This window comes from Geminocystis herdmanii PCC 6308 (genome assembly GCF_000332235.1).
GTDB lineage: Bacteria > Cyanobacteriota > Cyanobacteriia > Cyanobacteriales > Cyanobacteriaceae > Geminocystis > Geminocystis herdmanii.
Window position 1 is genome coordinate 2,010,287 of sequence record NZ_CM001775.1, and the last position, 12,307, is coordinate 2,022,593.

General features: G+C 36.7%; 9 protein-coding genes and 1 other RNA gene. 4 read left to right on the forward strand and 6 right to left on the reverse strand.

Annotated elements, in window-relative coordinates:
* The first annotated feature begins 329 nt into the window (after positions 1-329).
* From SYN6308_RS10060 to ssrA, 3 genes are all read left to right on the forward strand, one after another.
* Positions 330-1,961 carry a YcjF family protein gene (locus SYN6308_RS10060; protein ID WP_017294312.1) on the forward strand — a complete coding sequence of 544 codons (1,632 nt, stop codon included), beginning with the start codon at positions 330-332 and terminating at the stop codon, positions 1,959-1,961.
* 6 nt (positions 1,962-1,967) lie between these two features.
* A complete protein-coding gene (locus tag SYN6308_RS25765) occupies positions 1,968-2,090 on the forward strand; it encodes a hypothetical protein (protein WP_272943051.1) in 123 nt (40 codons plus the stop codon).
* Positions 2,091-2,233: 143 nt separating this feature from the next.
* Positions 2,234-2,622, forward strand: a transfer-messenger RNA (tmRNA) gene (ssrA, locus tag SYN6308_RS23880).
* A 115-nt stretch (positions 2,623-2,737) separates the two neighbouring features.
* On the opposite strand, the gene SYN6308_RS10075 is transcribed toward ssrA, so the two are convergent.
* From SYN6308_RS10075 to SYN6308_RS10085, 3 genes are all read right to left on the reverse strand, one after another.
* Positions 2,738-3,604, reverse strand: a complete 867-nt coding sequence (locus SYN6308_RS10075) for a metal ABC transporter permease (protein WP_017294315.1) — start codon at positions 3,602-3,604, stop codon at positions 2,738-2,740.
* Positions 3,605-3,676: 72 nt separating this feature from the next.
* Positions 3,677-4,429 (reverse strand): metal ABC transporter ATP-binding protein, encoded by a 753-nt coding sequence (locus tag SYN6308_RS10080; RefSeq protein WP_017294316.1) that lies wholly within the window; start codon positions 4,427-4,429, stop codon positions 3,677-3,679.
* 243 nt (positions 4,430-4,672) lie between these two features.
* Entirely contained in the window at positions 4,673-6,715 is a 2,043-nt protein-coding gene (locus SYN6308_RS10085) for an FAD-dependent oxidoreductase (RefSeq protein ID WP_017294317.1), read from the reverse strand.
* Positions 6,716-7,007: 292 nt separating this feature from the next.
* Here SYN6308_RS10085 and SYN6308_RS10090 point away from each other — a divergent pair, with 292 nt between their 5' ends.
* On the forward strand, positions 7,008-8,336 hold the full coding sequence (locus tag SYN6308_RS10090; protein ID WP_026102013.1) for a sensor histidine kinase: 1,329 nt from the start codon (positions 7,008-7,010) through the stop codon (positions 8,334-8,336).
* Between the two features lie 40 nt (positions 8,337-8,376).
* Here SYN6308_RS10090 and rpsN read toward each other — a convergent pair whose 3' ends face one another.
* The 3 genes from rpsN to psaB all read right to left on the reverse strand — a co-directional run bounded on the left by rpsN (position 8,377) and on the right by psaB (position 12,241).
* Positions 8,377-8,679 carry a 30S ribosomal protein S14 gene (gene rpsN / locus SYN6308_RS10095; RefSeq protein ID WP_026102014.1) on the reverse strand — a complete coding sequence of 101 codons (303 nt, stop codon included), beginning with the start codon at positions 8,677-8,679 and terminating at the stop codon, positions 8,377-8,379.
* Between the two features lie 182 nt (positions 8,680-8,861).
* Positions 8,862-9,227 (reverse strand): plastocyanin, encoded by a 366-nt coding sequence (gene petE / locus SYN6308_RS10100; protein ID WP_017294320.1) that lies wholly within the window; start codon positions 9,225-9,227, stop codon positions 8,862-8,864.
* 800 nt (positions 9,228-10,027) lie between these two features.
* Positions 10,028-12,241, reverse strand: coding sequence for a photosystem I core protein PsaB (gene psaB, locus SYN6308_RS10105; protein WP_017294321.1), 2,214 nt, complete (start codon positions 12,239-12,241; stop codon positions 10,028-10,030).
* Positions 12,242-12,307: the final 66 nt, after the last annotated feature.

Sequence of the window (12,307 nt, forward strand, 5' to 3'; positions counted from 1 at the left end):
TTGTTTATCCTAGCAATGATTCAAGAATTCATAATTAATCAAACAGTCGTTTTTTTTTAATAATTTATCGATTTTAATTAAATCCTTTAACTCTTTTAGATCGTTATCTGTGACTGTACTCATGGTAAAATCCTTTTAATCTTATGGAATATCTGATTAGGAGTAATGGCTGTTACTCCTAACAAACATTTTAATCCTAACTATCCTCAAAACTGCTATTAGAATTACTCGATCGATTCACTAATTAAATACATGAGGTTAAACTATAGTTCTCAAGATTGTATTGTAAATTTAGTTTATAAGGTACGATCGCATTAAATATATAAACTATGCCTTTATCTCGGATAATTACTATTGTTGTTGGTTTAAGTTTCATCTTCGGGTTAATGCTGTGGTTAATTAGTGCCTTATCCCGTCTTTACAGTGAAATTGCATGGACTAGCCCATTTTTAGCCAATTTTCTGGTATTTATTCTCATTGTCTTACTTATTTGCTTTATTGCTATCTTTATCTACTATTTAGGGGTTTTACCCAATCGCCAAAGTGGCACAAGAGGAAAACGCCGTAAAAATTTACCGACTTTACCCGCCGAAAAAAATCAAATTGCCTCCAAAACCATCCAAGCAGTAAAAAAACAAGTTGCCCAAATTCAAGATGAAGTTACCCAAAAAGCATTACTGGCTAAATCTCAACAAATTGAGGCTAATTTAACTACTGGTATCCTCAAAGTAGCGGTTTTTGGCACGGGAAGCGCTGGTAAAACTTCCCTCGTTAATGCCTTAATTGGTGAGATGGTTGGTGATGTCAATGCAAGTATGGGAACAACAACAGAAGGTGTGACTTATAGTCTAAAATTACCCCAAGCTAATCGAGAGATATTGATTACCGATACCCCCGGTATTTTAGAAGTGGGCGCCCCCGGAGAAATTAGGGAACAATTAGCGCGACAATTAGCTACAGAAGCGGATTTGTTGTTATTTGTCTGTGATAATGATTTACGCGCTTCGGAGTTTACCCCTTTGGAGGCTTTAGCCAGTATTGGCAAACGATCGATCCTCATATTTAATAAAATAGATTTATATTCAGAAGAAGATCAAGAAATAATTATTACCAACCTTCAAGAGAGGGTAAAAAATTTCATTGCCCCTGTGGATGTCTTAAAAGCCTGTGCTAATCCTCAACCAGTGCAGTTTTCCGAAGATGAAATGATACAACCAGACATTGACATAATAGCGGTAATTAAACGTTTAGCAAGTATTTGCCGTGCGGAAGGCGATGATTTATTAGCAGATAATATTCTGTTGCAATCCCAACGATTAGGGGAAGAAGCCCGAAAATTGATTAGTCAGCAGAGGAGTCGAGAAGCGGATAAAATCATTGTGCGTTATCAATGGATTGGCGCTGGAGTCATTGCTTGTACCCCCCTTCCTGTGGTGGATATGTTGGCAACGGCGGCGGTAAATGCACAAATGGTGGTAGAAATTGGACAGGTTTACGGATGTGACTTAAATAGTGAGACAGGGAGAGATTTGGCTTTATCTTTAGGTAAAACTCTTGTTAGCTTAGGGGTGGTAAAAGGTGCGATCGAGCTTGTGGCAAAAGCCTTACAATTTACAGCAGCAACTTATGTTGTGGGTAAAGTGATTCAAGGAATTAGTGCAGCTTATTTAACCAGAATTGCAGGAAAAAGTTTTGTAGAGTATTTCAGTCATGATCAAGATTGGGGAGACGGTGGTATAACAGAAGTAGTGCAAAGACAATTTAAACTAAGTCGTAAGGATGAATTTATTAAAGGTTTTGTGCAGGATGCTATAACCCGTGTCATTGAGCCGATTAAAGACACTTTAGATAATAATTTTCAAGGGGAAGAAATGGAAGAAATGGAATACAGCAACGATGTTTATTTTGATGACGGTGATGATTGGGGAGATAACAATAAGTTAAAAGACGAATGGAATTAATTAACAATGGAGAATGGAGAATGGAGAATGGAGAATGGAGAATGGAGAATGGAGAATGGAGAATGGAGAATGGAGAATGGAGAATGGAGAATGGAGAATGGAGAATTAAAGCGTTTTCAAAAATTTTGAGTTCAATTTATTGAACGAGAACATAATAGCCGTGTAATTCATTACACGGTGGTTGATTGATTAACGCCTAATTCCCTAATTCCCTAATCCTCTAAGGGGTTGTCAAGTTCGATCGAAATAGGTTATGATGGAAGAATGCACAAGGGGCTGTAACGGTTTCGACAGGCTGGTGAAAGCTGACCCGTGATGCAGGTCGAGAGTGAGTCTTCTCTCGGAAATACTGGACTCAAAAAAATAGTAACTGCGAACAACATCGTTCCTTTTGCTCGTAAAGCTGCACCTGTTGCTGCCTAAGACCTAAAAACTGGTTCGAGCGCTTATAGTGTGACTCCGTTAAACATTATAGGCAACCCTCAACGGATGCCCTCTGGGAAGGCTTCTAGTCCGACTCATAGTTAAGAATATACTAGAAAATCCTACTATCAGGGATAAGTGATAGTTCCCGTCTTAGGACTAGAAAGACTAAACCTGTGAACGAACGATAAGTAAATAACTGGTTTGGACAGCAGTTCGACTCTGCTCAGCTCCATATCATAATAAGACAAAAATAGCTATAATTTGTCATTTTTCTTGTAAGGATTGAACAATATTCAACCCTTATTTTTTTTACCCTTGATTTTTATAGTTTTTTGATTTACTGAGTAATTCTAACTTGGTTTTTTTGAGGTGAATTTAAGGCGAAAATAGTGGGTAATTAATCCTTGACTGGGACTAAATAAAAAACTTAAAATAAATAATACTGTAGCAACTAAAACGATCGCAGGACCAGAAGGAAGGTTAAAATAGTAACTTAAATACATTCCACTAATACTGGAAATAATCCCAATTAGTACCCCTATTAACATTACTAGATGAAGTCGATCGACCAATAAATAAGCAGTAGAAGGAGGAGTAATTAATAAAGATAAAACCAAAATTACGCCTACGGCTTTTAAACTAGCAATAATCGTTAAACCGATTAAAATCATTAACCCCGTATCTAACCATTTTACGGGTAAACCCACAGATTCAGCTCCTAATTTATCAAAGGTATAAAATAGTAATTCTTTGTAAAATAAAAAGACAATTAATAGCACAAAAATAGCGATAATTATGGTATCTCTAACTTCCGTAAAACTTACCCCTAATATGTTGCCAAAAAGGAAATGATTTAAGTCTATTTTATTCTCTTTTTGAACTACAGTAATTAAGGTAATTCCTAGGGCAAAAAAAGCCGAAAAAACAATACCCATAGCGGCATCTTCTTTTATTTTAGAGTTATTTCTAATAATATTGATGCACACAGTACTAATTAATCCGGCGACAAATGCACCGATAAAGATGTTAATTTCTAAGATAAAAGCAACGGCTAATCCGGGTAAGACAGAATGACTAATGGCATCCCCTAATAATGCTAATCTTTGCACCATCAAATAACTACCCACTACCGCACAAATTATACCAACAATTATGGCAACAATTAACGATCGTTGCATAAAAGCGTACTGTAGAGGTTCAAGTAAAAAATTAAGCATTTATTATGAATTAATAACTAAATAAATCTTTGCGTCTTTGCGTCTTTGCGTGAGAAAATAATCACCATTTTTTTAAGCAGATAATCGACTATTTTGATTGTAAAAAGAGACTTTACCATTATAGGCATTATACAAATTTTCTTGTTGTAAAACTGCCTTTCTTTCTCCTATGGCAATAAGAGTTTTATTTAATAAAATTAAGTCATCAAAGTTATTAATTGATTCTCCTAAATCATGATTTACCACGAGAATTATTTTACCTTCATCGGCTAATTCTTGGAAAATATTAAAGATGATTGCTTCTGTTTTTTGATCAACTCCCACAAAAGGTTCATCAAAGAAAAATATATCAGCAGATTGCGCTAACGATCGAGCTAAAAATACTCTTTGTTGTTGTCCGCCTGAAAGTTGTCCGATCGGTCGATCGCAATAATCATACATTTCTACTTTTTCTAAAGCAGTTTTTGCCATTTCTCGACTCATCCTCGAAAAAGGTTTAAACCATCCCGTTTTTTTCACCCTTCCCATCATCACCACATCCCACACCGTTGCGGGATATGTCCAATCTATTTGCGATCGTTGTGGTACATAAGCAACTCTTTGTTTTTGTTTGACAAGAGGTTGACTATCTAAAAGAATTGAGCCAAACTGATAAGGGATCAAGCCTAACATAGCTTTAATCATAGTACTTTTTCCCGCTCCATTAGGTCCAATAATTCCCGTGACTCGTTGAGGAAAAACTTGAAAAGAGAGATTTCTTAACGCCTCAACATTCCGATAGCTTACCGTCAAATTTTCAACCTTCAGACAACCTAAATTACTCATTTTTTGATTTAACCTTGGGAGAGACTAAAGTTATTATAACAAAAAATGAAAAGATTATGAAAAGATTATGAAAAAAATAAAATAAGTTCGTAGTGATGGCTTTAGCCTTCTCTTGAAGAAACCGATCTTAATAGGGTTAAAACCCTTACTACGAACTAATAAAAAATCTATTCGATCGATGTCTATTAGCTTTCTCGATAAATTTAGGAAATAAGGGTTAAAACCCTTACTACAAACAAATATTTACCTCCAATCGTCCCAATCTGAATTAAAGATAGAAGTATTAGGGAATTGAGTGGGATTACCTCTTTTTTCTAAGGTGATTTTTAATTCCTGTAGATTTTTGTTGCGGAATGCAAAACCTTCTGTAAATTCATAGGGTAAAATACCTTTTTGTAAAGCCATAGATGCTGTAATACCTGCCGCTGCACCCGATGACCACTCGAAGGAATGGACTCGATAAGCGGCGGCGGCAATATGACTGGTGGCGATACTTTTTCCTGCTACGAGCATATTGTCAATTTTTTGGGGAATCATGGCAGATAAGGGAATTTGGAAGGGATAAGCCTGTCCTTGTCCTCGTCTTTCTCCTTTTCGCTCGGTATTACCCGGTTTTTCGTGGGGATACTCTGTCATACAGGGGTGAAAGTCGATGGCATAGTGTCCAATACCAACTGCATCGGGGTAAATGGTCGATCGAGTGCGATTTTTAACTTCATCAGGATCAATTTGACCACTTAACACGGAAAATCCTTCTAAACCAGACAATAAGGCTTGTAAACGGCGATATTGATCAGGGGTAAGAGTTTGACGGTAATAGTCATCTCGATAGTTACGGCGAGAAATATCAATTTCATTGACCATAAAACCGTTAGGATGAGCATAATTTGGTCTGCCAATGATTCTTCTTCCTTCCCTCATATAAGGATACTTCGATAAACCGTGAACTGTACCCATAGGAGAGTCTAAACCCTTCAACAATATCTGATTGGGATTTGGTTTTTTGACACCATCCCCTAATTGAGAATCCGTTGTACCTGCTACTAACCAATGGTAAAAACCTAGGGCGTTTTCTTCTCCTTTTCGGAGGGTTTCTGTGCGTAATCCCCCCATCCACCCGCCAGGGTTAAATTGTCCTGTCTGTTGTAATTGTTCTTTGGTATAAATTAAATTGTCTTTTGATGTACCTGGGCGATAATCATTTCCCCATGTCCAGTTTTGCATGGAAATATCGCCGGGGGTAGGTTTTGTAAAGCTAATACCTTGAAATGTCACCATCTCACTAGGCTCTGCTTTCCAAATACGTCTGTAGGTATAAACAAGGTCAAAATCGGCTAATCTGGGTAATTCATAGCTATAATAAGGCTCATACTGTTTATAAAAAGGGGGTTCGGGTTGCGGTTGTGGTTCGGCGGTTTGCTCCATAGCAAAGGTATAAGTAAATCCTTGAGTGCAATAGGGGTCTTGTGTAGTACTCGATGATGATGGTTCTAATTCCGATCGAGGATCAATTCCAAGGCGATGGGGTACATCGGTTAAGCCGATTAATTCCCCTGTTTCTGTGGCTTCGATGACAAACCAATTTGCTTTACCTTCTTTTCTCGGTTTTTGAGGAGGAGTAAACCTAATAATATTTTTCTTAAATCTAGCCGAATCCTGATATGTGTAGGCATCCTCAATGACTTGAGATAAAGGTTCGGTGTTGAGGGGAGGAGTATTCGGTTGCGGTTGATGTTGAATGGCGATCGCCTCGATAATCTGTTGTCCTGTTCCCGCATTCGCCACAGTTTCAATTTTTAAATCTTTAATCACGGTATTGGGAAACCATTTTAAAGTACCTTTACCTTTTTTGGCAGCTTCTTGTAACTGTTTTTGTAAGACTGTATGGGCATCTTTAGGTAAAAAACAAGAATCACTTACCCAACACTCCCCCGGATTCGATCGACCATAGAATTTTTCCAGATTACTTCTCAACTCCAAATAACCACTAGGAAAAAATAACTCTTTTCTTTGAGTACTACGTTCATCTAACGCAGAAGTTCCCTGAGAAGAAATTTGTCCTCCCACCCAATCAGTAATATCCGTTAAACAAACAGTTTTCCCCATTAACAAGGCTTCATAGGCAGTGGCTGCCCCTGCTAATCCTGCTCCTACTACTAATATCTCACATTCTTCGGTTCGCTCGACATTACGGGGGACACTTGCCATAACGGGAGTTACAGAAATAAGACTCAAAGGAATAGCGATTAATTTTTGCCAAAAATCTTTACTAATAAATCTATACATTAATTATTCTTAATACCCAATATCAAAAAATTGTTAGCTAAATTATAGCGGTTTAAACTCAGACGCATCTAAATAGGGATTGTTTCATAGTATTCTGATGTAGGTAAGTAATAAGTAAGGAGTAAGGAGTAAGGAGTAAGGACTAATAATTTCAGTAGAGACGTAAAATTTTACATCTCTACAGTGGTTTGAGTAGTCCAAAATTTATTTTTTTGGAGAAGCCTAATGTTTAAAACAATTATTACTACTATCTCCTACGTTCATCAATATTAAAATGTCCTCAAATACAATTATTTTTCAAGCTACCCGTCGTCGTCTGGCTATTTGGTACACCAGTATAACCGCTATATTATTGATTATTTTTGCTCTTGGTATTTATAGTTATGTTTACACTACTCTGCTCGATCGAATTGACGACACCTTAAAACACGTTGTGGAAATTGTTGAACCATCTTTAATTATCGAAAGAGTCAGTAAAGAAGAAGGCACATATCAAGTAAATTTAGAAGGCAGTTTTTATCAACATCCAAGCACCACTAATCAAGTGGAAGATGATCACATTGATTTAGAATGGTTTAGTCCCAATGGTGAGTTATTGTGGCAAACTTTAGAGTCACCTTTACCTATTCCCTTGTCTTTTAATTCAGGGGGAAAAACTATTCGTATTTCTGATGATTATTTATTAAGACAAATTACCAAAAGAGTAGAAATTGGTCGTTATGTTTTAGGTTATTTAAGAGTAAGTCATCCTTTATTTGATGTGGTAAAACCCATTCAACAACTAATTATTGATTTAAGTTTAGCTATTTTTTTAATGATTATTTCTGTAGCTGGAATTGGTTGGTTTTTATCGGGAATTGCTATTCAACCTGTCATTGAATCTTATCAAAGTTTAAAACAATTTACGGCGGATGCTTCCCATGAATTAAGGAATCCGATCGCCACTATCAAAACCAATATTCAAAGCCTTTTATCCTATCCTGAAATTGATATTAATGCCCAACAAAAACAGTTAAAAATTTTAGAAAGACTCACAGAAAAACTCAGTAATTTAGTCAATGATTTATTATTTTTAGCGAGAAATGATGGCGGTATTATTAAACCCAATTTTCAAACTATTCCTTTAGATGCTTTACTTTTAGAAGTAGTAGAAGAACAAAAAATTATTGCTAAAGAGAAAAATATTTACTTATCTTTTGATATTGAGGATAATAATATAGACGAAAATTTATTTAATATTAATGGAGATTGGAACGAAATTAATCGTTTATTTACTAATTTAATTAGTAATAGTATTTTACATAGTATCAATGAAAATAATTACCAAAATTTAAGTATTAAAGTTACTTTAAAAACCATCAAAAAAAATCATAAAAATTATTGCCAAATTGAGGTAAAAGATAATGGTATTGGTATTGAGGAAAAGATATTACCCCATTTGTTCGATCGATTTTATCGAGGAGATTTTGCTCGTACTAAAGGAGACAATAATAATTATAGTACAGGTTTAGGATTAGCCATCGCCCTTGCTATTGTAGAGAGTCATCAAGGGAAAATTAAAGTTGAAAGTCAAATTAATGAGGGGAGTAACTTTATTGTCACCCTTCCTCTTGTTTCTTAATCTGTTTTTGAGTGAGGATTTTAACCCTTTTAAAAGAGCATTACCAACTAGATTTAACTACACCGGGTAATAAACCTTCATGCGCCCATTCTCTGAGAACATTACGAGATAAACCAAAATCACGATAGAAACCTCTTGGTCTTCCCGTCACCCAACAACGGTTACGTTGACGGTAAGGAGAACTATTTAAGGGCAATCTTTGGAATTTGCGTTGTAACTCAAATTTTTCTAAAGGATCACTAGCAGCATTAATTTGTTCTTTTAAGTCTGCTCTTTTTTTGGCATATTTAGCTACTAACTTGGCACGTTTTGTTTCCCGTGCAATCATTGATTTTTTAGCCATTTAAACTATACTTATATACTAAGTTAAATATAAACACAACATTCTCTATCATAACTCATCTTATGAGCAATCAACAATTAATTGCTTTTGAATAGTTACTCATTATGAGTATTCAAAATTTAATAAGAGAGATAAATTAAATAATTTATGATTCCTAATTCATGATTCCTAATTTTTCATTCCTATTCTACGGTGATAGTTCCTACCATACCTGCTCCACGATGAGGTTCACAATAGTAGGTATATTCTCCGGGTTCAGCAAAAGTCGCTTCAAAGGATTCTCCAGCGGAAAATACTAATCCTTTGTGGCTTAATTTCTCACCATTTTTTGCAGAACTATCAAAAACTACATTATGAGGAGCGAGTTTATTGTTTACCCATTTTACGGTATCACCAGCTTTGATCGTTACTTTTGCAGGTTGAAAAGCTAACATTCCGCTATCTGCACCCATTTTTACTTCTACGGTGTCGGCATGAACTGGATTAACCGCAATCATGGTAACAGCTAATAATAAGGAGGATAATAATAAACCTAGTTTCTTAATCATGTTTTTTCTCTTAAAATTTTTCTTTTCTATCTAATCATCATACAACGAACTTTGACCACTTGTCATTTTTTGAGCCAATTTTTTTCCTTAATGTTGTTTAACGATTAGACTTCCTCCAAAAAAATTTTATTTGTTCGTAGTGAGGGTTTTAACCCTTATTCTATTAAATATGGCAATGCCTAATAATTATAAACTACGATAAACGTCTTTTCGATGAGCAACTTGACGAAGAATAACTTGTTGATTAAGATCATCAATATCACCTCAGTTCGATAAGAGAATTCTTGAGGTTAATCGGTTTCAGGTGGCAGGTGGCAGGTGGCAGGTTAACAATTTCTTTGTTTAGATCAATTAATTACTTAATTTCATTTGGATAAAATCAATTTTTGTTCAACTTTTTTACCTTATCTTTACCTGATACCTAACACCTGATACCTGACACCTTATCTTAACCGATGATTTTATGTCGAACTCAGGTAATATCATATAAAACTCAATAATTACCGACCTTCAAAGGATACCTTGAACATTCTTCATTTTAAGGGTATTGAGATTTCAAGGATTATTTTTTAATGTCATAATCGCTGAAATTATATTTGAAAGATAGTCAGGAGAAATTTTATCTAAGACTACCGCTATTTTATTCGCCTCTTGATCTGTTAAATATTTTTCTTTTAATGTTACGTTTATTTTTTGTTTTTTATTTTGAATTAACTAAAATGATTTTAACAAAAAAATAAACCCCCCACCAAGAAGGTAGAGGGCTTATGATTAATTACTTAATACTTAGGGGTTGGTATTTAACCGAACTTACCAGCAGTAGAAGCAATTAAGAAGGCTGCGTAGGTGAGGATATAGCCAACAGTGAAGTGAGCTAAACCAACCAAACGAGCTTGAACGATCGAAAGAGCAACGGGCTTGTCTTTCCAACGAACTAAGTTCGCTAAAGGAGTGCGCTCGTGAGCCCAAACGATGGTTTCGATTAACTCTTGCCAGTATCCACGCCAAGAAATTAAGAACATGAAACCGGTTGCCCAAACAAGGTGTCCGAATAAGAACATCCAAGCCCAGACGGAGAGGTTATTTACACCGTAAGGATTATAACCGTTGATTAACTGAGCAGAGTTTGCCCATAAATAATCTCTGAACCAACCCATTAAATAGGTAGAGTTTTCGTTGAACTGAGCAACGTTACCAGTCCAGATACCGAGGTGTTTCCAATGCCAGTAGAAGGTTAACCAACCTAAAGTGTTGAGCATCCAGAACATAGCGAGGTAGAAGGAATCCCATGCAGAGATGTCACAAGTACCGCCACGACCGGGTCCATCACAAGGGAAGGAGAAACCGAAATCTTTTTTATCGGGCATTAATTTAGAACCACGAGCATCTAAAGCACCTTTAACAAGAATTAAGGTGGTGGTGTGTAATCCTAATGCGATGGCATGGTGAACTAAGAAATCACCAGGTCCGATGTTGAGGAATAAAGAATTAGTACCACTATTAATAGCTTCTAACCAACCGGGTAACCAAACATTACCGTAGTTAGGATAAGCAGTATAGGCAATACTATCAGGATTAGATAACAAAGTATCAAAACCGTAGAGAGCTTTACCAGAAGCCGCTTGGACAAACTGAGCAAATACAGGTTCGATTAAGATTTGTTTCTCAGGAGTACCAAAAGCAACCACAACGTCATTGTGAACATAAAGTCCTAAAGTGTGGAAACCTAAGAATAAAGATACCCAGCTCAAGTGAGAAATAATCGCTTCCTTATGCTCTAACATACGAGCTAAAACGTTATCTTTGTTAGCTTCAGGATCGTAATCACGGACAAAGAAGATCGCACCGTGGGCGAAAGCACCTACCATCAAGAAACCAGCAATGTACTGGTGATGAGTGTAAAGAGCCGCTTGGGTGGTGTAGTCTTTAGCAATGAACACATAGGAAGGTAACGAGTACATATGTTGGGCAACTAAGGAAGTAATAACTCCTAAAGAAGCTAGGGCTAAACCTAACTGGAAGTGTAGAGAGTTATTAACAGTGTCATAAAGTCCTTTGTGTCCTGCACCCAATTTTCCAGAAGGAGGCTTGTGAGCATTTAAGATGTCCTTCATACTGTGACCGATTCCCCAGTTAGTGCGGTACATATGACCTGCAATAATGAAGATAACAGCGATCGCCAAGTGGTGATGAGCAATGTCAGTCAACCATAAGGATTCGGTTTGAGGATGGAAACCACCTAAGAAGGTTAAGATCGCAGTTCCTGCACCATCGGAAGTTCCGAATACTTGACTAGCTGTATCAGGGTTTTCAGCATAAACTCCCCAGTTACCAGTAAAGAAAGGAGCGAGTCCAGCGGGGTGAGGTTTAACACTTAAGAAGTTATCCCAACCAACGTGAACACCACGAGATTCAGGAATAGCAACGTGTACTAAGTGACCAGCCCATGCTAAAGAACTAACACCGAATAAACCGCCTAAATGGTGATTTAAACGAGATTCAGCATTTTTGAACCAAGAAAGGCTAGGACGAAACTTAGGTTGTAAGTGTAACCAACCAGCAAACAAGAATAAAGCAGACAGAATTAAAAGGAAAACTGCGCCAGTGTATAAGTCTTGATTGTTGGTCATCCCGATGGTATAGAACCAGTGGTAAACACCAGAATATGCCACGTTTACGGGACTAGATGCTCCAGCTTGAGTGAAAGCATCGATCGCACCTTGACCGAAATGAGGATCCCAAATTGCATGGGCGATGGGACGGACGTTTAAAGGATCTTTGATCCACTGCTCAAAATTGCCTTGCCAAGCTACATGGAATACGGTTCCGGAAGTCCATAAGAAGATGATTGCTAAATGACCAAAGTGAGAAGCAAAAATCTTTTGGTAGAGATTCTCCTCGGTCATACCATCATGAGTTTCAAAGTCATGAGCGGTAGCAATTCCGTACCATATCCGGCGTGTAGTTGGATCTTGGGCTAAATCTTGGCTAAATTTAGGAAATTTAGTTGCCATAGCTTTTTAAAGGAATTCTCCTGTTACACAATGAAGGTCAACGATTCAAAAACGCTGCTCTATTTT